Genomic DNA, 21921 nt, shown 5'->3' on the forward strand with positions numbered 1-21921 from the left:
CGATTCGTTACTGTGTTACAAGGGCCTGGATCAAGTTTTCATCCTTGTGGAGCGTCTCGATACGGTTGGCCGGGCCAATAACGGTCAGTTTGTTCGGTGGATCACGACCAAAGAGCCGGCTGAAAAATCCAGGATTCGATTCTTGTTGTGGATAACTCTCGATTTCGATGCCGGTGAATTCATCGGGACTGATCTCGTTCATCGTCACCTCAATGAGCTTGGATTCCTCGTCAGGCGAGAGCCCCTCTTCGAGAATAACAATGTTCCCCTCGCGGACGCCATCGAGAATGAGGCGGATCTTTTCCATGCTACGGAGACTTTGCATCCGCTCACGGCTAACGAGGTCGATCTGCACACCGTCTTCCGTCGTTATGTCAACCATCTGATTCACCCGAAATGGTCCGCGATTTTGTCGTAGACTTCTTCCATATTGTCCCCTTCGAGAGCGGATAGAGGTACCACCTCGTGCTGTGGGAACGCGTTGACGATGCGCTGGACGCTCGCGTCGTCCAGATCGATCTTGTTGGCGAAGATCAACACCGGTAGATCTCGGCTCTCGATAATCCCGACGAGCATCGTATTGACCTGTGTGAACGGGTCCGTCGTGCTGTCGAGCACGTAGACGACGCCGTCAACGTCCTCTCGAAGCCAGTGCATGGCTTCTGCAACGCCTTCGGTTGCCTCTCGAGACCGGCGTACGGCGTCCTCTTTGGTCATATCGTGTTCGAGGAATTCGTTGTAATCGACCTTCGTGGTCACCCCCGGTGTGTCGACGATATCGATGGTAACAGCCGATCCATTGCGTTCGATCTCGACGTTCTCCTTTCGGCGGGCTCGACGGGTTTCGTGAGGAACGTGGCTTTCGGGACCGACCGCGTCGCCCGTCCAATCCCGCGCAACGCGGTTCGCAAGCGTCGTGTTGTGAACGACAAGTCCATCAGACGTCGTGAACGTATGGTGTTCGGGAACGGTAAGATCGTAAATGGCACCGTCGTACTCCACCGTGTCGATCGAAACGACCGGCTCCCACACGATGTTCTCGCCGTGAGAGGTATCGACCGTCGACGAAACGGCCGTGTGTACACCACCGTCAGTCATAAACCGACTGCTAGTATCGGTTCCCCCACTGGACGACCAGCGATCGGAAGTGGTGAGGGGAGAGACAGTAGGGAAACGAGCGATGGGGGTTCCTACCGAAAGGGCTTGTGCCTGCTGTTGGGTCACGTCGCCGTCCGATCGGACGATAAACGGATGTTCGGGGCTAACGACGACTGAACTTCCCGAACTAGTCCGGACGCGGTACATCTCACCTCGATATCGCTGACGAAACACGTGCGAGACGGTCGCCGGAACGATCGACAGCTCCCCGGTCAGCGCCGGTACACGGATCCCTGCTTCCGAACATTCGATCCATCGCTCGTGCGGTAAATCACTCACGTCAGGCGCGTCCGGACACGCCGTCCGCGCAGACGAGTAGATATCGTCGATCGATCGACGGGTACCGTCCCAAAGCAGTACCTCTTCGTCTGCCGCAAGACATTTTCCAGCGTTTGGCGGCCCGTAAATACCTATCCGCTTCGGTTCACTTCCCGAGAACAGCTTTGAAATGCTGTCTTTGATGCTCGCTATCAGACCCATCCTAACGCGCTCCTCCCACGGCCGTCGGCCGCGTATACCCGCAACTCTCCATCCGATGTACTTAAGCGTGCGTCAGACAACCATATCTTTGTTTTGGTATTATTTTTGCAACATCTCATAGTAGTATATTTTGGTTGGAGAGAACGCTATTAACTTGAGAGATGAAGTTGTCTTGACAAGTCGGGATCGACAGTATTGTTTGAGGTCACGGTTTGTTTTCTAATAGATACTCGATCGTTAAATGGTCGGGGGTCCCACTAACCCCCCCCACCCCTTCGTTTCAACTGGAACGCCTAGAAGGGTGGGTACCCTCTAGAAATAACGAATTTATAATGTCATCAAAAAATTAATTACTGTAGTTGGTACTGTATAACACAAAGAACTAGAACTAGATAGCGGAACTAGCAAACAAACTACCTAGAAACAAGCTAGTAACAGTAAAAACAGAATAAGTAGTTTCTTTTCTTATCCTACGGATGCATTTCTCAGGCCTTCCTATTAAAACTTCCGCTATACTAGTACTCGCTCCACGGTTCTCATTTCCGCCCTAGGCCTTGTACGGGTTCCAGTTGAAACGAAGGGGTGGGGGGGTTTGACGTGATATTCCGACACGATGTTCCGTAATATCCCAACGTCACATCGTAGTATCCCAACGTCATATTCTCGTACGTCATGTTCTAGCTCACATCCTCCACCGTGATCATCCATCAATCAGCGTGATCATCAGGCACCCCAGAGACTAGATCACCTACAGCTATATCTGGCTATATCACCTACAACTCATTATACCTAGGATAGCTCCGACAGAAATCGATTTACCTTATGTATCCAATGTACCTTATATCACTGCCGAACCCTATCGAATCTCTAGGGGAAAATCAATATCATCGTCTGTAAACCTGACCGTCTTTACAACTAGTAGTAGATAGAGTGAGATAATAGGAATACAGCGCGCACTGCATCTAGAAATACGACAATAGATAACATGAAACGTTACGATTACCACAGCATGTTACACTACCTCATCCGTCCGAACCGCAACGTTTAATGGGAATCTCACCCTCGTGTTCCCCTGCATCAGGTGGACACGAGGGGCAGCCTCCCCCCCTCGATAAACAGCGTTAGACACTCGAAATCGATTATTATAACGAATGCGCGGATCGGTTCCACTTGAAATGGAGGGGTGAACGAAGGAATGCCAGACACAAGCAGGGACGGAGATTCGGACACCATATTCGACGAGGAGCCAGTCGACACCGACGGTCAAAACGCGTTGTTCGATGGACTCCCCGGGGATGAGGAGGCTTCTCGGGGACTGTTCGATGATCTTCTCAATAGCGAGCCGATTTTCGAGAACAAAGAGGTTCTACGGCCGTCGTACACCCCACGCCGTCTTCCACACCGCGAAGAGCAGATCAACAACATGGCCACGATCCTCGTGACGGCACTTCGTGGCGACACGCCATCGAACATCCTCATTTACGGAAAAACTGGAACCGGAAAAACCGCTTCAGCGAAGTTCGTCAGCGAAGAACTCGAAAGCACTTCCGAGAAGTATGAAGTTCCGTGTGAGGTGCAGTACATCAACTGCGAGGTCACAGACACTCAATATCGCGTCCTCGCTCAGCTCGCAAACACGTTCATCGACCAGAACGAGCAGTACATCGATCAGCAACTGTCCGAGCTGAACGATCTCAAAGCACGCGCAAACGAGTCCGTCTCCGTACTTTCGGAGACGGAGTTCGACTCGATCACGGCGATCGACGACCGAATCGAGACGTTGACGGACGACCGCGAACAGTTCGAATCCGTTCCGATGACGGGATGGCCGACCGATCGGGTGTACTCCACCTTTTTCGAGGCCGTCGAATACGCCGAGCGCGTGGTAGTTATCATGCTTGACGAGATCGACAAACTCGTCGAGAAGAGCGGTGACGACACGCTGTACAACCTCTCACGGATGAACTCCGAGCTCGAAAATTCGCGCGTCTCCATCATCGGTATTTCGAACGATCTGAAGTTCACGGACTTCCTCGATCCACGCGTCAAATCGAGCCTCGGTGAAGAGGAGATCGTCTTTCCACCCTACGACGCAACACAGCTCAAAGACATCCTCCAACACCGATCGGAGGTAGCGTTCAAATCGGGAGCACTCTCCGACGACGTAATCCCGCTGTGTGCGGCGTTTGCAGCCCAAGAACACGGTGATGCTCGTCGGGCGCTGGATCTCCTTCGGACCGCGGGAGAGCTTGCAGAACGCGATCGAACGGATTTCATCGAGGAAGAACACGTCCGTCAAGCCCAAGAGAAGATCGAACTCGACCGCGTAGTCGAAGTCGTCAGAACGCTCCCGACACAATCAAAACTCGTTCTATACGCCATTATTCTCCTCGAACGCCACGGTGTTCGCAACATCAACACCGGCGAGGTGTTCAACATTTACAAACAACTCTGCACCGAAATCGGTGTGGACGTGTTGACACAGCGTCGTGTAACCGATCTCATCAGCGAGCTAGACATGCTCGGGATCGTGAACGCTGTCGTGGTCAGCAAAGGACGGTACGGACGAACCAAAGAGATGAGTCTCTCCGTCCCTCTTGAGGACACCGAAACGATCCTGTTGAGCGACTCTCGGCTCGCAGACGTAGAAGAAGCACAACCGTTCGTCCAAGCTAGATTCGACGAGTAACGTTCCACACGGTTGCGTAAGCCGTTTCCTCGGACTGTGAAAATATCACCCTGTTTTCACTGGGGCGTAGACTACGATCGAGCGTGGTCCATCACGATCGCTCCACCCAGCATCCCCGTACCGAGGAGTCCTCCATACATTCCGGCTGCGCTGGCTACGTGCCCGCTGATCATCCCCATCAGCAACCGAATAGAGCCGAGGTACGGGATGCGGAATACGGCCGTTCCGATGATCCACGTGGGTTTGACAGGCTCACTCAGTCCCACGACTTGATCGTACTGACCATTTTTCTCTTTGTTGTCACCTTTCGTGATGAATCCACTGTGTTCCGCTGGGCAGTTGGATAGCTCCTCACAGTTTTCTGCGTTCCCGATGTGGTCTGGGTTTGCCTTGTCGTACCAGTTTTCACCCTCTTCCACCCAGAACCGTGCCCGGTGAATGATCGGTGTTTGTCGTTCTGACCCGTCCGGCTTGTATATAATCACGTCCCCGTACGTACCGAACTTCTTATGATCCGTCTGTTGTGCTTGCTGATAGGGAATGACCCCGGTGCTCTTCCCGTTGTGATTGATGGCCGCTTCTCCCGAAAAGCGGTGTTCATCCATGACGAACACGAGATCACCCTTCTGAATATGAGGCTCCATACTAGGACTTTCGATCGCCACCATTGGCGGCCAAACCCCACTTATTCCAAACAGTAGTCCCCCGACGAGAAGTACTATCAGTATAGATCCTGCGACCTCCCTGAGGAAGGCGATGAGTCCGTTCTCCGTCGTCCACAACCACTTGAGCCATCCAACCGGCCCTGCCGGACTGTCCTTATCGCCGGGGTTTGTCATTAGGACTCATTGCTGCTCATCTCGTTTGAACCTTCTGGGTTCTGGTGAGTGTTCTACAGGGTAGGAACACATTTTTTCTATGTATATTTATATGATAACCGCTAGTCTGATCTCTATAAACGCCACGGGATTACACCCCACCGGTATCGATACCGATTCACACCCCCCGTTTCGACTGGAGGCTATCGTATCGTATTGACAAGAAATCCCGGGGGAAGCCCGCTATGGATTCGAACAATCCACTCGAAACCAAGGGGTCGAAGAGCTGAATTCCTTCTCACTGGCTGTGTTCGTTTTAGCTCTCGGTTCCGAACACGCAGCCATCGGTCGGCCGGATGTGGTGACCGATTCGATTACACATACGCAAAACGATACGACCATTTCAGGATTCCAACCGATATTTGAGTGTTCGTGTCCCTTCGAACGTCGGACCGTTCCCGTCCCGTTCGAATGCAGCGTTTTCGACGGCTTCTTTGGTTTGTTTGTCGGATGCAGGAACGAGTAGTTCGACGTCCATCTCTTCTTTGTGTGCGAACCGAATCGGTTCATCAAGTAGTCGTTCACAGATCTCTTCCGTTCCTTCCAACTGCGTGATGTGAACGGTGTTACGGCGGGCGTCGAAACTGATGAAGCCCCGAACGGTGTCATCGTCGACGGCGACACGCACCGTTCGGTCGTGAACGAGGTTACGCATCACGTCACGCGGCGCCCCTGTTTGGGCTGCCAGTTCTTCAGCGTCCGCCTCGGTCGCATCCCGAATGTGCATATCCGTTGTAGGGTTCCCTACGAGTATAAAGCCTCATCGGTAGTGACACCGGAACGGCAAGGCTTCGCGTTATACTGCCGTTTATGGCTGCTCAGAAGAGACATACGACAATGAGTTACATGGATCCGTTCGGAGGGGAACGACGATGCGGGTAGTCTCGAAGTTCGGGGGAACCAGCCTTGGCAACGGCAATCGTGTCAATCGGGCTGCTGACTCTATTGCGGCAGTGGTTGAGGACGGTCACGAGATCGCCGTAGTGGCGAGCGCCATGGGTTCGACGACCGATTACCTTCTCGATTCCATCACGTTCGACGCGGACGAATCCGACCGTGCTGAGATCGTCAGTATGGGCGAGCGGACCAGCGTTCGGATGCTCAAAGCGGCGCTGGCAGCACGCGGTATCGACGCGTTCTTTCTGGAACCCGGTGCTGATGACTGGCCGATCGTCACGAACGCCCGCGGTGAAGTCGACGTCGACGAGACCGAGCAGCGCGCGAAGGTGCTCGCGGATCGACTCGACGGACAGGTACCGATCATTACGGGCTTTCTGGCCCAAGACCATGCCGGCACCGTAACCACGCTCGGCCGTGGCGGGAGCGACAGCACGGCTGTCATGCTCGGCAACTACATGAACGCCGACGAGGTCGTCATCGTCACCGACGTCGAAGGCGTCATGACCGGCGATCCGCACGTCGTCGAGGGTGCGCGCAACGTTGGTCAGATCACCGTCGATGAGCTTCGAAACCTCTCGTTTCGGGGGGCGGAAGTCATCGCACCCAGCGCGCTCGGGTACAAAACCGACGACTTCGGTGTTCGCGTCGTTCATTACCAACACGGTGATCTCCTCTCGGGCGGCACGACGATCGAGGGACAGTTCGAGAGTCTCATCGATCTCCGTGATGAGCCGTTGGCGTGTATCACCCTCGCTGGCCGCTCTGTGAGAAATCAGGAGGGCGTTCTCTCTCAACTTTCGGGTTCGCTCGCCGACCAAGGGATCAACATCGATGCTGTCGCAAGCGGGATGGATTCGATCACGTTCTACGTGGACCAGACGCTTACCGAACGCGTTGAGACCCTCCTACACGACGTCGTTATCGATGACGAACGACTGTCGAGCATCACCGTCGAGGACGAGATCGCCGTGGTTCGCGTCACCGGTGGAGAGCTTCCCAATCAACCCGGCGTGATCAGTGACATCGTCAATCCGCTTGCTGACGCCCACATCAACATTCACGACATCATCACGAGCGCCACCAGTGTGGCGATCTTCGTCGACTGGGACGACGGTGAAGAGACGCTCGAAATCGTTCAAGCGGAGTTCTCTCAATAACTGTCGACAGCGGGGAATAATTCATTGTAATCCCACAGTAATTGGGTTGCATGGCGTCAGAACACACGCGACGAGAGACGCTCAAACTGCTGTCTGCCCTCGGGGCAGCCGGTATCGTCGGAAGCGGATCCGTGATGGCTGTTCCCTCACACGGTCACGAGGGAGTCGGTGCGACGTTGAACCGATTTGCGACGACGGTCGCCGGTGCTGAAATTACGGGCGTGTTCGTCACCCAGGACGGACAGCTCTTTTTCAACGTCCAGCATCCGTCGGAAACCGCCCAAGAGCGCTATCAACCGGGGGCGATCGGTGCCGTCGCTGGCGTGGACATGCATCGCCTGCCCGCTGATTTCGAAAGCGTCCAACCGCCGGAAAGTCCCGCAGAATACGTTACGACCGCAGCCGGGGAATACCAAATCCTCGCGACCAGCAACGACGAAACCGAAAGCGGACAGCGGCTCGGAATGCCGTATTCCCCAGACGGCGAGCCACTGACCGACGGAAATGATCCGGATTTCAACGGATTCATATCTTCTGACAAAACGACCGACGAGGGATATCTGTTCACGAACTGGGAGGATGTTCCGGGCATGATGAGTCGGCTTCACCTTCGGCAGTCACGCTCCACCGGTCGGTGGTCGGTGTTGGAACGCACGAACGTCGATTTCCGCGAGGTGGAAGGCACGTGGAACAACTGTTTCGGAACGGTGACCCCTTGGAACACTCCCTTGACTTCCGAGGAGTACGAACCCGACGCACGGGCGTGGTTCCACGAAGACGAGCAAACCTACAACAACCAAGAGGCGAAGATCGAGTCGTATCTCGGACGGTTCGGAAACGCCTACCGCTACGGATACATCGTCGAGATCGAAGAGCCACGATCGGACGATCCTGCGCCGACCAAACACTACACGATGGGTCGGTTCTCTCATGAGAACGCCGTGGTGATGCCGGATGCCCAGACAGTGTACATGAGCGACGACGGAACCGGCACGGTCTTTTTCAAGTTCGTTGCAGACGTGCCCGGTGATCTCTCCGCTGGAACGTTGTACGCCGCAGCGGCCAAACAGCAAGGAGGTAGCACTGATCCACGGGACGTATCGTTCAAACTGGAGTGGATCGAGCTGGCCCACGCCACTGACGAGGCGGTCGAATCGTGGATCGCCGACTACGACGACCAAGATCCGTCTTCAGATCCGACCTACATCACTGACGAGCAGATCCAGACATGGGCGAACGGCAACGCAGACGACGATCGCGCGGCGTTTCTCGAATCCCGAAAGGCTGCCGCCGCTAAGGGCGCAACCAATGAGTTCCGAAAGATGGAAGGCGTCAACGTTCGCCCGAACGCGACGCCCGGCGACCATCTGTATCTTGCGATGTCTGAACTCAACGAAACGATGCGCTCGAACGACGATACCGACGAGTTCGGCGATCCACAAGACGACGTTCGCCTCGATCGAGAGGATTCCGGAGCGGTGTATCGTCTCCGGCTCGATGGAAACTACGACGTTCATCGGATGGAGCCGGCTGTCGTTGGTGGTGACCACGCCACCATCTGTGGTGGCTGTCCTTACGACGCCCGCCCCAACTCGAACGCCACCGTCTGTCAGGACTGTGCGTACAATCCGTCTTCTGCCACCGAAACGTCCTCCTCGACCACCCCGGATCCGAAGGGCATCAACAAGGTGACTGAAGGAGCGACATCACTTCTGGGACGTGGACTAGCGTCGTTAACGCGATCCACGTCGGTCGATCCGGAACACACCATCGCAAACCCGGACAACATCGTGGTCTTACCGGACGGCCGCGTGATCATCGGAGAAGATAGCACCATCCACAAACCGAACATGCTGTGGGTGTACGATCCCGGCCATTCCGCGTGAGCCGCTGACGATCTCGTCTTTTTTCCCACCGCTATCAGCGTTCGACACGTCGGATCTCAGTATGACAACAGTTATCGATATATCGTTATCGCATAGTATATATAGAAACGTAGGAACTACATACAAAATCCGCAAGTCTCATAATCCGTTCCGGGGCAAATACGTGTAATGGCAGCGGAAAGGCCTATGACACGGCGTCGATTCGTCGCGGGGGTTGGATTGGCCGGTATTGGTGCCATGGCAGGGTGTACAGCGAACCCGAATCTGGGCAACACGAACGGTGGCGTTGCCGATGGTGGATCATCCGAAACACTCTCAGGACGCATCGACATCGCCGGGAGTTCGACGGTGTTTCCGCTTGCAAAAGCGATCGGGGTAGCGTTTCAAAAGCAGCATCCGGATGTGGAGGTGTCACTGAGCAGTACGGGTACTGGCGGAGGCTTCGAGAATTTCTTCTGCCAGGGAAAAACCGATCTCAATAATGCTAGCAGATCGATCGGGGATGACGAGCGCAATCGGTGTTTGGACAGCGGTATCGAACCGTTGGAACTTCGCGTCGCCACGGATGCGGTCACTGTCATCGTGAACAACGATGCCGATTGGGTCGACTGTATGACCGTCGAGGAGTTGCGACAAATCTGGGAGCCAAACGGCGCAGAACAATGGAGCGACGTTCGTTCGGAGTGGCCGGACGAATCGATCAACCTGTTCGGTGCAGCAGACACCTCCGGAACGTTCGACTACTTCACTGAGTCTATCGTCGGTGAGGAAGGCAAACAGCGAGATGACTACCAGGCAACCGAGAAGGACAACACCATCATTCAGGGCGTTTCGGGCGATCGATACGCCCTAGGCTACCTGGGGTTTGCGTACTACCAATCGAATCAGAACGCGGTGAAGGCGGTCGCTATCGATGACGGAAATGGGTGTGTAGCTCCTTCGATCGACACGGCAAAAACGGGAGACTACCAGCCACTGTCTCGCCCGCTGTTCACATACGTTTCGAAGGCCTCGCTCACGAAGCCACAGGTCGCTTCGTTCGCCCGGTTTTTCGTCGAAAAGAGCACGAGCGATCGAATCGTCACTGAACGAGTCGGTTACGTCCCAAACACCGATCAACGGATGAACGAACAACTAACGGAGCTTGAACGAGCGATCGAGAGCGTCCAAAAACAATGATGAGACAGTGTACGCTCACAGGAGGGGATCGATGAGCGACGAACTGGGAGTGACACGACAAACCAACACCGCTCCACGCGAGCGGATCGCGCGGTGGTTCTTTTTCACCTGTGCATCGGTATCGGTCGTCGTAACCCTCGGGATCGTGGTGGTGTTAGTGCTCGGTGCGGTGGAGTTCTTCCGAGCTACGGCGGTACCTCTCGGCAGCGCGCCCGAACAGACCGTACGATTCACGGAGTATCTGTTGGGAACGACGTGGTCGCCGGGTGGCTCACCCCAGTCGTTCGGCTTGCTTGCACCGTTGTCCGCGACGGTCATGCTCACGATCGGCTCCGCTCTCATCGCGCTGCCGCTCGGACTTGCGACTGCCATCTACCTGAGCGAATACGCCAGCGAGCGTAAACGCGCCGTTTTAAAGCCCGCACTGGAAATCTTGGCAGGAGTTCCGACGGTCGTGTACGGCTACTTCGCGCTCGTGTATATCACGCCCGCGATCAACGCTGTCGTCCCGTTCGATCTCGCCACGTTCAACCTCCTGTCTGCGTGCATCGTCGTCGGGATCATGATCATCCCGATGGTGTCCTCGATCAGTGAGGACGCGATGAGCGCAGTGCCCGACGCGCTCCGGCAGGCCGGTTACGGTCTGGGTGCGACGAAGTTCGATGTCTCGACGAGTATCGTCGTTCCGTCGGCGATCTCCGGCATCGTTTCAGCGTTCATCCTCGCGCTTTCGCGAGCGATCGGTGAGACGATGGCCGTTGCGATCGCCTCCGGGAGTCGTTCCGTGCTCCAGAACCCGTTGGATCCGACGGCGTACATCGGTCCGAACTCGCCGATCACGGCCCAGATGATCAACCTCGCGCTCGGTGATATCTCCGCTCGCGGACCGGCGTACCACGCCATGTTCGCGCTCGGACTGACGCTGTTCGTCGTCACACTGCTCATGAATCTCATCAGCGATCGGATCGCCCAACGGTACAGGGAGGTGTATCAGTGATGGCGGCCGAAACCGAAAACTCGCCGGGGTTCGGCCGAGTGAGCCGGACTCGTGGTGTAGTGTTCAGATACGTGTTGTTGGTCTCGACGCTTTCGGGACTCGTGTCGTTGGGTGTGCTTCTCACCAACGTGGCGGTCGACGCAATCCGCCCGTTCAGTGCGGATCTCGGCTGGTATACCACGTATCTCGTGGCGTTTCTGTGTCCAAGCGCGCTCGTTGGGCTGTTTCTCTACTCCAAGGATCGGGACACATTGGCTGTCGGAATCGAAGGGCTGTTCGTCCCGATTGCCGGACTGTTCGGTGCTGGGACCCTGCTTTTGCTGTTCGAAGCGATCGTGTTTTACGTCTGGTTCGCGTGGATCGCCGCGATCGCGGTGCCGGTTATCGTGTACGTCGGCTGTCGAGCGATGGAGCTGTCCCTTCGTAGGCGAACGATCGCAGTGCTTGCCACCGGGTGGATCGCGCTGTTCGGCGTTCCTGTCTCTCGGTTCATTGCTGTGCCCGATGCCCTCCCGCTGACGATCGAGTCGATCCCATCTCACGTACTGACCCTGTTGGCGCTCGGGATCCCGGAGTACGTCCAGTTCCACGTGTTGACCATCCCGAATCAGTATCTGTCGTATCTGTTCACGCTCACGCCTCCGGTGGCTATCTACGTCGGTCGTCGTGTGCACCACAATGAAAGTCGACGTCTCGGCCGACTCGCTGGCGGTCTCGTCGTGGTTGGGGCGCTGTCGGTCGTCTTTCAGAAGGTGCTCGATCCCGGAACGGCGCTCATACTCATGATGACGGTCGCCGTTCCGACCGTCTACTACGTGGTAATGACGATCAGGCACCGGACTGACGTCCGCATCGGGTTACTCTTTCCGGCGGTCGTCGTTGGCGGTGCGTTCCTCGGCCGTGTGCTCGTCTGGGCGCTCGGAATGGAAGGCCCGGCCGCGTGGCTCGACATGGCGTTTCTCACGGACACTCCAACGGGGATGCCAGAAACGACGGGGCTCAATCCCGCACTCGTCGGATCGTTGTTGTTGATGGTCGTCGTGATCGCGTCGTCGTTTCCGCTCGGCGTCGGTGCAGCGGTGTATCTCGAAGAGTATGCGCCTGATACCTGGTACACGCGGTTCATCCAGCTCAACATCTCGAATCTCGCTGGCGTTCCGTCGGTCGTGTACGGCCTGCTCGGACTCGGACTGTTCATCGACCTCGGTGGCTTTAGCGGACAGACGGTGTCGATCGCTGGTACGACCATCACGCTGTCGGGGCTGCCAGCAGGATCGCTGCTTGCAGGTGGTCTTGCGATCTCTTTGCTCATCCTTCCTATCGTCATCATCTCTTCGCAGGAGGCGATCCGGTCGGTGCCTGACTCGCTCAGACAGGCCTCGTTCGGGATGGGCGCGACCCAGTGGCAGACGATCAAAAACGTGGTGTTGCCGCGTTCGATTCCCGGCGTTCTGACCGGGACGATCCTCGCGGTCGGGCGTGCAGTCGGCGAGACCGCACCGCTGATCATGGTGTTGGCGGCGGACTTCAAAGTGACCCCTCCGACGAGCCTCTTCGATAAGACGAGCGCGTTACCGTTGCAGGTGTACAACTGGGCGTTTCTGCCAGACGAAGCGTTTCGTCACGGCGTGCTCGCAGCTGGTGTCGTGACGATGATCGTGGTGTTACTGTCGATCAATTCGATCGCGATCGTCGTTCGTAACAAGTACGAAACTGAACAACAATGACCGACGAGACCGTAACAACTGATGAACCGGTATCGACCGAAAGCGAAATCACTCCCGAAATCGATCCAGATCCGGCGTCGAATTCGGATTCAAACCCGGGATCGGAGTCACGGACTACCGATCGTGACGGGACAACCGAATCTGGTGGCTTCGACACGACGGAGTCGACTGTCGGGGAGCCGATCATCGAAGCACGCGATATCAACGTCTGGTACGACGATGTCCAAGCGCTCACCGACATCACCATGGATGTTCCCGAACACGGCGTGACGGCGATGATCGGCCCGTCCGGGTGTGGGAAGTCGACGTTCCTCCGGTGTATCAACCGGATGAACGACCTCATCGACGCTGCGCGGGTCGAAGGGGAACTCAGTCTTGCTGGGAAGAACGTGTACGATCCCGACGTTGACCCGGTTGCGCTGCGTCGCCGTGTCGGGATGGTGTTCCAAAAACCCAACCCGTTTCCAAAGAGCATCTACGATAACGTCGCTTATGGATTAAAGATTCAGAACATCGACGGCGATCACGACGAGATCGTCGAAAACGCACTCCGGAAAGCGGCGTTGTTCGAGGAGGTGTCTGATCGATTGGATGAGAGTGGTCTCGAACTTTCCGGCGGTCAACAACAGCGGCTCTGCATCGCACGGGCGATCGCGCCCGATCCGGAAGTTCTCCTGATGGACGAACCGGCGAGCGCGCTCGATCCCGTTGCGACATCGCAGATCGAGGATCTCATAGATTCGTTAGCGGAGGAGTACACCGTCGTCATCGTTACCCACAACATGCAACAGGCCGCGCGAATCTCCGATAAGACGGCCGTGTTTCTCACGGGAGGAGAACTCGTGGAGTTCGACGACACTCAGAAGATCTTCGAAAACCCGGACAATCAACGCGTCGAGGACTACATCACCGGAAAATTCGGGTGATCGGTTGGGTCGAGATCAGGGCGCACCCGCGAGAACGAACGTGCTTTCGGTGTCACCGTTTCGGATCTGGCGCGTCGTATCGGGTGAGAGACGGAGCGCATCTCCAGCTTCGAGCGAGATCTCCTCGCCGTCGGCCACGACGGTCGCGCTACCGTCGAGAAGCAGATACACTTCTTCTTCACCCTGTTCGCTGTGATCGTGTTCCTTTCCTGTCCACCCCGGCTCACACTCGACAACAGTCAACCCGAGCTGCTCGCAGCTCAGCGGCTCTCTGAGAAAGTGCATCGCGTTCCCGACCTGGTCCACATCGTGGTAGTTGACTTTGTCTACCGACATACGGGGCGGTTTCGTCTGCAGGTCCAAAAACACACACCCCTGAATGCCCTGCCGATCGACCACTCCTGAGCTGACAATAGTCCTCTATACTGCTCTTAGCGAGAGTTACATAGCCCCCACGACAACAGTCAGTTGGCGCGTGCAACCGGCCGATTCGACCCATTGGAGCTTCGTCCGTTCAGTCATTCCCCCTCGGATTGCCGTGTCACCACGCTCCCTGTGGTCCATTCGGTGCACTCTCCCCTGTACGCATGTCCACCCGCGTGTGGATCCACGGTTTCGGATCGGAGACTGGTCTCCACGCGCCAGTTAGTCGTTCACAACAGCTGTTTCGATAGTCTCATCGACGGTGACACCGGCTGCACAGACGGGGTGCTCGAACTCGTGGAAATACACCTCACGAGCCGCCTCGGAGGCTGTTTCAGCATCGAACGCGAACGGCTCGGGAGTGTCTCGTTCGTAGGTTGCGACGAGCGTTGGTGTGGTGACCTCGTGTACGAGGAGTGCGTCAGTTCGGACCGTTCCGACGTACGCTGATTCCGATCCAACGATGCCGGCAATACGTGGCGTGTCGTAGTCGTCTTTCTCATAATCGAGCGCCAGTAGCGCCTCGGCCATCCCATCGCGGACGGGATACCCCCGATCGAGCTTCTCAGCGATGGGATCGACGTGAGAACCGTTCCCGAGGACGACCGTATCGTCGACCTGCCGCAGGCAGTTGTACGCGATGTACGGATTGTCCGTTTCCGGTGCGTCCGTCGTGGGACCGACGGTCAACGTTCCGTCCCGGTCGGTTATCGCCCGATGGGGAAATGAACGAGACGAGACGCGGTACGCACCGATACCAGGAGCGACGACGATGAAACGTCCGACGTACATGCTCGCCTGTCGCTTGCTGGCGGGCATATAGCTGGCGATACCCCTCTGACAAACCGGTTTGTCTTCGCAACACTCATTAGGATGTATCGAATACCACTGCATGACGAAACAGTCCCATGGGGTAGTGGCCAATCCTTCCGCCTTCTGGGGGCCGAGACCCAGGTTCGAATCCTGGTGGGACTATTCTCTTTCGAGGCTGAATTCTTTAGATTTTCAGCTGCCGAACGATAGCCTCCCGAACTGACATCGGCAATCCATCGGTCCCATGGGCCGTTACGACGGTACAATTGGCTTTTTCACTGATAGTCTCGGGAAGTGATCCGAAAATAGCCCGGGCTACCGGTCCAGACCGTGGTGCCCCAATACAGATCGTATCGTACTCGCTGGCGTGTGTAAGGATCGCTTGTTCGATATCCGCTGTTACTGCAACCGAGCGCTCGATACACAGCTCCTCGGCATTTTTGACGAACGTTTCCATGACGCCTGTCTCCGCAATGAGTGTCTCGATGATGTCCCCTCTTCGTCCCTCCGGAGAGTGGTTGTCATCCGTGTGATCTGGCTCTTGAACGTTGAGAAATCCGAGTTTTCCCTTTGTTGCGAACTCTGCGCCCCGCCGAGCAGCGATCGGCGTGTGTGGCCCTTGCCCTACGAGCACCAAGACGGAATCACTCCAGTCGCCTTCAGGGCCGAACGTTACCAGTGTCACGTCACAGGAAGCTCGCCCAACGACAGGATCGATGGATGAGCCGAGCACGTAGTTTCGTACGCTGCGGGTACCATTCCAGTGTAAAAGCACGTGATCGACATTTTCTTCTTTGATTATCTTGAGAACGGCCGATCCGGCGTTTCGGCCGACGATCTCCCGCGTTCGTAATCCGACGTTGAACTCCGACACTATATCGCGGGCCGACGACAGCAGTGCCCGTCGTTGTTTGATGTGTTCCGCTTCAAATTCTGGCTCCCGGGAGAGGATCGTCTGCTGTGTCACTTTGATTACGTTCACTGCCATGACCTCAGCATTCTCATCTTCATGTGCGTGCGCACTCGCGGCGGCCATACGGATGAGATCGCTTCCTGTCTCGGGGTCCACAACGGGGACCATGATTCGATGGGACATGGCTCCTATCGTAGTGAAACAAATGATTCTATATAAATACTAGTAGATGTATTATTTGACTGTAATAGTTCCGGCAGTCGCCGAACCATTGTTCGATGTCGGTAGCGAGAAGCTCCTGAGAATTACTGTCGGATACTGTCAATACACATCATGCATCATCCTTATCGTATTCTACAATTGCATACTTATCCTTTTCCGAGGACTGATCATATCCGTGCTACCGTACAGTTGAAAACCCCAGATGACATGGTGGGGGTATGTCCACACCGGATCTCGCGGATCGTGTTGCCGAGTTGCTGTCGGTAGACCACGACGAGTTCATGGCCCGTGTTGAACGGGAAACCGAGTGGTTGAAAGCGGAGATACGGGACGGGACCTTCGATAATCCACAGGGAATCGTCGGTCTCGAATACGAGTTTTACGGTGTCGACGACGAAACTGACGCGTTGAAGCGAGTCCCACGCCGGTTGCTCGAATACATCGGATTCGAAAAGGAGTTGGGACTCCACAACGCGGAGATGCAAACCACGCCACAGCCGCTGTCGACGTACGGACTTGCCGCTCAGGAGGCGGAAGTTCAGGCCCGACTGGATGCTGCGCTGCGCGAGACGAAATCGTCCGGGATCCGCCTCGTGAGCGATGGGATGTGGACGATCCCCCCGGTCGGAGAAAGCGCGACGGGGTATCTCACGGGGAGCGTCCTCGACAATGACATTCGCATTGCGACGAATATGAGCGGTTCCGAACGCTACCACGCGATGGCGAACGTGGAGTTCGGTGCGGAGTTGTCCCTGGACGCCCCTCACGTCACGCTGTCAGCCGACACCGTGATGTCTGAAAGTCTTATCACTTCAGTTCAACCGCACTACCAGGTCTCTCACGCGCCTGACCTTCCGACGTACTTCCAGTACGCGCTTCGGATCGCTGGGCCGTTGCTTGCGCTCGGTGTGAACTCGCCGTTTTTCCCACCAGAGCTGTACAACGACGATGTCGATGTCCAAACCATTCTAGACGACGGATGGATGGAAAACCGGATCGCCGTTTTCGAGTCGATTCTGAACCCCCCACAACAGCCCAAAGTGTGCTTTCCCGAGGACATCGATTCCGTCGAGATGGCGATCGATCGGATCGTAGACGACCGTACTGTCGTTCCGATGTTGTTCGACGGATCGGATCGCTTTGGCGATCAGTTCGCCCACTTTCGCCACAAACACGGCACGTACTGGCGGTGGGTTCGTCCCGTCTTTGATGGACCGACGAAATCACACGCAAACGCCCGAATCGAGTTCCGTCCGCTTCCCGGACAGCCGACGGTTCGAGACGTGATCTGTCTACAGGCGATGTACGCGGGCCTACTCGAAAGCCTCGCAAAGCGTGAACATCCCGTCAAACAACTACCGTGGGATGCGAGCGAAGAGAACTTCTATACTGCCGCTCGGAACGGTCTTTCGGGATCGTTCCAGTGGCTCACTGCCGATGGTGTCGAGACGACGGACAAAGCGACCATCTACGAAGAACTGTTCGACTATGCTCGGGATGGACTGTCGTTGCGAGGGTTGACACGTCGAGAGATCGATCGGTACATCGCACCGCTAGAAGAACGGTATCAAAAGGGTGTCACGCCCGCTCGGTGGAAACACGACCGGGTCAGAAACGCGGTCGATTCGGGAACGCCGTTCGTCGAGGCTGTGTGGGAGATGCAGACCGAGTACATCGAACGACAAGAACAGACGCTCATTGAGGGCCGCTTTGTGGACTGGCTGTAGCACGCGGGCGCTGCTCATCCATTGAGTAATTTGCTCACTACGTGATCGATTTGGTCATCCAGTAATTATTTCTGTGAAACGGTACACGAATGGGTAATGGATGCTGGACGTTTTCGACCAGCGAGATAATAAGATTCTCACGAATATCGGGTGACAATGACAGCGCCTCCCGGTCCAACTGATGGACGTACCGACGACCGACTCGACCAGTTCGATGACGATCGATCACACGTCCTCATCGAAAGCGGCTGTCTTCGTGAACTCGCAGCCAACGTTCTGGACCGGTCGGAGAATGCGGTGTCGAACGCGGCGATTGACGTTCGTCAGACGGCGTTCGAACCCCTGCAAACCACCGAAATCGTCAGACGGCTCCCTGACTACGAGCAACTCGTCGCGGTTATCGGGAAACGTGGCGACTGTCGATTGACGGTACCTCAGTGTACGCTGACTGCTGTCGCCGATGTCGCCAAACGAACGTGGGAACTCCTCGCGTTCGAGATCACGTATCCTCACCAAAACACCGTGTATTCGATCTTCGGCCGCACGATCGATCGATCGTCCGATTCCGTAGTGACCATCGTCGATCCGCAACCGAACGCGATGCAAGCCGACACGGCAGTTCTCTATGACATTACTACTGACCGACTCGATCCGATCCAGATCTCTCTCGATACACCTCTCTCTCCTTCTGATCGGCCTTCCGAACGACGCTCTACCGACGTGGGTTATCACGTCGCCATCGACTGGTTCCTTTCGTAACCATCGACTCGTTCGTACGTGCGCTGTGGAGACTCCGTATATCTTCCAAACTTATATCTAATAATATTATATCATAAATATATGAAAGTATATATTTATAACATGCTACAAGTATTAGCTGAATGATTGTTATGTGGTTGTATAGTTCCTTTATCAATTTGTCGATTGGATGTGGTCATATATCAATAAATTTTTTGTTGCTTGCTCAAAGAGCCTTCGTATGCCATCCACCTCAGAGGTCGCTGAAATACTACGGAAAAGATATGAGTGGCTTCCATACTTGGCAGAGTCCGAACTCACAAAGCCGGAACTGTGTGATCGGATAGATGTCTCCCGTTCGACCGTCGATAGAGGAGTGTCTGAGTTGGAATCGGCTGAAATCGTCGATCGAACTGCTAACGGCTACCAACTAACGGCGTTCGGTGATCTCCTCTGCCAGCTCCGAAAATCGTATTTACGTTCATTGGAGACGATCTATCGCGCTCAAGGGATGCAGACGCCTCTCCCGACCGATCAGTACGGGGAACAGATCTTGTTTGACGGCGGTGACGTGGTTCTTCCGGAGCCACACCTCCCGGAAAAACCCACACGACGGATCCTCTCATTGATCACAGACTCCCGTGCGGTGTACGGCCTTACTCCGGTTATGCACGATCAGTACGTCTCTACTAGCTACGAACAGGTGATGATGCACGATTTGGAGTTCGAGTTTCTCATCACGTCTCAGATCTTCGATGGACTCGTTTCCTTGTATTCCGAATGGCTCATCAACGCGTTCCAACGGGATGCGTTCGTGATTTACGAATGCCAACAGCTCCCACCCTTCGGATTAGCCATCTTTGAACGGAAATCGGACGGCTCTCACACGGTCGTATTGGCTCTGTACGCCGACAACGGACTGAGTGGAATCATCGAGAACGACACCAGAAAAGCCGTCGGCTGGGCAAAGCAACTGTATCGTGATTATCGGGAGGCTGCCACACACATCGATACCGACTACGTCAGGAAAACGTTGAACCAGGAGCGACCATGACTTCCCGAACGCGTCCATGGATAACGAAAAAGATTAACGGACGGTCAAACTACACTCATACGAGCCGGGATGGCCGAGTGGTAAGGCGCACGCCTGGAAAGCGTGTTCCCTCTGGGATCCAGGGTTCAAATCCCTGTCCCGGCGTTTTCATTTCGTCTCGTCGACACCTGATCAACGATTCGTCGGTTTTCCATGTCGACCATATAAATCTTCTACCGAACTGGACTCTCCATTGCTGTAACCGATCTCAGCCGGCCGCATTGGAGTGGCTGTGTGCTCGTTGTCTCCCGTGGTTTGGGTGGGCTTACTTCCATGCCGTGTGTTACCCTGTTGCTTCCTGAACCACATACATTTATATAGAATCGCAAACAACGACTGACTGATCATGAGTCAGCAAATGGGTCAGCCGATGGTTATCCTCGGTGACGATGCTCAGCGGGTCAAAGACCGCGATGCACAGTCACACAACATCGCTGCCGCGCGAGCGGTGGCTGAAGCCGTTCGGTCCACACTCGGACCGAAAGGGATGGACAAGATGCTCGTCTCCTCGATGGGCGATGTGACCGTCACGAACGACGGCGTGACGATCCTACAGGAGATGGACATCGACAACCCGACGGCGGAGATGATCATCGAGGTGGCCGAAACCCAAGAGGACGAGGCGGGTGACGGCACGACGACGGCGGTAGCGATCGCGGGCGAACTGTTGAAACAGGCCGAGGATCTGCTCGAACAGGACATTCATCCGACGGCAGTGATCCGCGGGTTCAACATGGCGAGCGAACACGCTCGCGCGGAGATCGACGAGATCGCGACGGACGTCGACGCCTCCGATGAGGAACTGTTGCGGAAGGTGGCCGAGACGTCGATGACCGGCAAGGGCGCAGAGCTCAACAAGGAACTGCTCAGTCAGCTCATCGTCGACGCCGTCAGTGCCGTGACGGTCGAGAGCGACGGCGAGAGCATCGTCGATCTCGATTACGTGAACATTGAGACCCAGACTGGCAGCTCCGCGAGCGCCTCCGAGTTGCTGGATGGGGCCGTTATCAGCAAGGATCCGGTTCATCCCGACATGCCGAGCGACGTCGAGGACGCGGACATCCTGCTCATCGACGAACCGATCGAGATCGATGAGGCCGATGTCGACACCCAGCTCAGCGTCGACAGCCCCGACCAGCTCCAGCAGTTCCTTGATAAGGAGGAAGCCCAGCTCAAAGAAAAGGTCGAGCAGATCGTCGATTCGGGCGCAAACGTCGTCTTCTGTCAGAAAGGCATCGACGACATGGCCCAACACTACCTTGCCAAAGAGGGAATCCTTGCAGCACGCCGCGTCAAGAAGTCCGATATCGGCTTCCTCAAGGAACTCACGGGTGCGCGAATCGTGAGCAACCTCGATACCGCCAACGAAGCGGATCTCGGCTCGGCATCGATCCGGCGTGACGACGACGAAGAGCTGTTCTACGTCGAGGGCAACAACGAAGAGTCTCACGGCGTGACGCTGTTGCTGCGCGGTTCGACCGAGCACGTCGTCGACGAACTCGAACGTGGACTCACCGACGCGCTCGATGTCGTCTCCCAGACTGTCGCCGACGGGCGGGTGCTCGCTGGCGGCGGCGCGATCGAGGTCGAGCTCGCAAGTCGCCTCCGCGACTACGCCGACAGCGTCAGCGGGCGCGAACAGCTCGCTGTCGAGGCGTTCGCGGATTCGATCGAACTCATCCCGCGAGTGCTCGCTGAGAACGCCGGTATCGATCCCATCGACACGCTGGTCGATCTCCGCTCGGTCCACGAGGACGGCGACGCTAACACCGGACTGAACGTCTTCGGTGGCGATATCGAGGACACGTTCGAGGGTGGCGTCGTCGAACCGGCCCACGCCAAAGAACAGGCCCTAGCGAGCGCCTCCGAAGCCGCCAACCTCGTGCTCAAGATCGACGACATCATTTCCGCTGGCGACCTCTCCACCGAGGGCGAAGAGGACGGCGGGCCCGGCGGTCCCGGTGGTGCCCCCGGCGGCATGGGCGGCATGGGTGGCATGGGCGGCGCGATGTAGA

Annotated in this window: 18 protein-coding genes, 2 tRNA genes and 1 pseudogene; 13 read left to right on the plus strand and 8 right to left on the minus strand. The window is 56.1% G+C overall.

Annotated elements, in window-relative coordinates:
* Positions 1–7: 7 nt before the first annotated feature.
* Positions 8–382 carry a DUF2073 domain-containing protein gene (locus tag MW046_RS07745; RefSeq protein WP_247992550.1) on the minus strand — a complete coding sequence of 125 codons (375 nt, stop codon included), beginning with the start codon at positions 380–382 and terminating at the stop codon, positions 8–10.
* 5 nt (positions 383–387) lie between these two features.
* Positions 388–1638, minus strand: a complete 1251-nt coding sequence (locus MW046_RS19810; RefSeq protein WP_497007296.1) for a hypothetical protein — start codon at positions 1636–1638, stop codon at positions 388–390.
* A gap of 1195 nt (positions 1639–2833) precedes the next feature.
* Here MW046_RS19810 and MW046_RS07765 point away from each other — a divergent pair.
* Complete coding sequence (locus MW046_RS07765) at positions 2834–4327, plus strand: Cdc6/Cdc18 family protein (protein ID WP_247992551.1); 1494 nt, start codon at positions 2834–2836, stop codon at positions 4325–4327.
* Between the two features lie 71 nt (positions 4328–4398).
* On the opposite strand, the gene MW046_RS07770 is transcribed toward MW046_RS07765, so the two are convergent.
* Both MW046_RS07770 and MW046_RS07775 read right to left on the minus strand, forming a co-directional pair.
* Entirely contained in the window at positions 4399–5166 is a 768-nt protein-coding gene (locus MW046_RS07770; RefSeq protein ID WP_247992552.1) for a S26 family signal peptidase, read from the minus strand.
* Positions 5167–5548: 382 nt separating this feature from the next.
* Positions 5549–5932 (minus strand): GNAT family N-acetyltransferase, encoded by a 384-nt coding sequence (locus tag MW046_RS07775; RefSeq protein ID WP_247992553.1) that lies wholly within the window; start codon positions 5930–5932, stop codon positions 5549–5551.
* 145 nt (positions 5933–6077) lie between these two features.
* Here MW046_RS07775 and MW046_RS07780 point away from each other — a divergent pair, with 145 nt between their 5' ends.
* The 6 genes and pseudogenes from MW046_RS07780 to pstB all read left to right on the plus strand — a co-directional run.
* The gene (locus MW046_RS07780; RefSeq protein WP_247992554.1) at positions 6078–7262 is read left to right on the plus strand and encodes an aspartate kinase; all 1185 of its coding nucleotides are present in this window, start codon (positions 6078–6080) and stop codon (positions 7260–7262) included.
* Positions 7263–7312: 50 nt separating this feature from the next.
* Positions 7313–9148, plus strand: coding sequence for a PhoX family protein (locus MW046_RS07785; RefSeq protein WP_247992555.1), 1836 nt, complete (start codon positions 7313–7315; stop codon positions 9146–9148).
* Between the two features lie 186 nt (positions 9149–9334).
* Complete coding sequence (locus tag MW046_RS07790; protein ID WP_247992556.1) at positions 9335–10327, plus strand: PstS family phosphate ABC transporter substrate-binding protein; 993 nt, start codon at positions 9335–9337, stop codon at positions 10325–10327.
* Positions 10328–10358: 31 nt separating this feature from the next.
* The gene (gene pstC / locus MW046_RS07795) at positions 10359–11324 is read left to right on the plus strand and encodes a phosphate ABC transporter permease subunit PstC (protein ID WP_247992557.1); all 966 of its coding nucleotides are present in this window, start codon (positions 10359–10361) and stop codon (positions 11322–11324) included.
* Positions 11324–13051, plus strand: coding sequence for a phosphate ABC transporter permease PstA (gene pstA / locus MW046_RS07800; RefSeq protein WP_247992558.1), 1728 nt, complete (start codon positions 11324–11326; stop codon positions 13049–13051). Before pstC ends, pstA begins: the two co-directional genes overlap by 1 nt.
* A 155-nt stretch (positions 13052–13206) precedes the next feature.
* Positions 13207–13977, plus strand: a pseudogene (gene pstB / locus MW046_RS07805) (phosphate ABC transporter ATP-binding protein PstB); the annotation flags it as partial.
* A gap of 15 nt (positions 13978–13992) precedes the next feature.
* On the opposite strand, the gene MW046_RS07810 reads toward pstB, so the two are convergent.
* The 3 genes from MW046_RS07810 to MW046_RS07815 form a co-directional block, all read right to left on the minus strand.
* Positions 13993–14313, minus strand: coding sequence for a cupin domain-containing protein (locus MW046_RS07810; protein ID WP_247992560.1), 321 nt, complete (start codon positions 14311–14313; stop codon positions 13993–13995).
* A 105-nt stretch (positions 14314–14418) separates the two neighbouring features.
* Positions 14419–14541, minus strand: a complete 123-nt coding sequence (locus MW046_RS19415; protein WP_282190200.1) for a hypothetical protein — start codon at positions 14539–14541, stop codon at positions 14419–14421.
* Between the two features lie 81 nt (positions 14542–14622).
* On the minus strand, positions 14623–15192 hold the full coding sequence (locus MW046_RS07815; protein ID WP_247992561.1) for an IMP cyclohydrolase: 570 nt from the start codon (positions 15190–15192) through the stop codon (positions 14623–14625).
* Positions 15193–15302: 110 nt separating this feature from the next.
* On the opposite strand from MW046_RS07815, the gene MW046_RS07820 reads away from it, so the two are divergent.
* A tRNA-Gln gene (locus tag MW046_RS07820) sits at positions 15303–15375 on the plus strand.
* Between the two features lie 22 nt (positions 15376–15397).
* Here MW046_RS07820 and MW046_RS07825 read toward each other — a convergent pair.
* Positions 15398–16309, minus strand: a complete 912-nt coding sequence (locus MW046_RS07825; protein WP_247992562.1) for a universal stress protein — start codon at positions 16307–16309, stop codon at positions 15398–15400.
* Between the two features lie 257 nt (positions 16310–16566).
* On the opposite strand from MW046_RS07825, the gene MW046_RS07830 reads away from it, so the two are divergent.
* The 5 genes from MW046_RS07830 to thsB all read left to right on the plus strand — a co-directional run bounded on the left by MW046_RS07830 (position 16567) and on the right by thsB (position 21920).
* On the plus strand, positions 16567–18075 hold the full coding sequence (locus MW046_RS07830; RefSeq protein WP_247992563.1) for a glutamate-cysteine ligase family protein: 1509 nt from the start codon (positions 16567–16569) through the stop codon (positions 18073–18075).
* A gap of 156 nt (positions 18076–18231) precedes the next feature.
* Positions 18232–18834: a hypothetical protein gene (locus MW046_RS07835; protein ID WP_247992564.1), complete on the plus strand. Its 603-nt coding sequence runs from the start codon at positions 18232–18234 to the stop codon at positions 18832–18834.
* Positions 18835–19054: 220 nt separating this feature from the next.
* Positions 19055–19867, plus strand: a complete 813-nt coding sequence (locus MW046_RS07840; RefSeq protein WP_247992565.1) for a helix-turn-helix transcriptional regulator — start codon at positions 19055–19057, stop codon at positions 19865–19867.
* 63 nt (positions 19868–19930) lie between these two features.
* A tRNA-Ser gene (locus MW046_RS07845) sits at positions 19931–20011 on the plus strand.
* A gap of 265 nt (positions 20012–20276) precedes the next feature.
* Positions 20277–21920, plus strand: a complete 1644-nt coding sequence (gene thsB, locus MW046_RS07850; protein WP_247994744.1) for a thermosome subunit beta — start codon at positions 20277–20279, stop codon at positions 21918–21920.
* Position 21921 lies beyond the last annotated feature (1 nt).

This window comes from Halocatena salina (assembly GCF_023115355.1).
Lineage (GTDB): Archaea > Halobacteriota > Halobacteria > Halobacteriales > Haloarculaceae > Halocatena > Halocatena salina.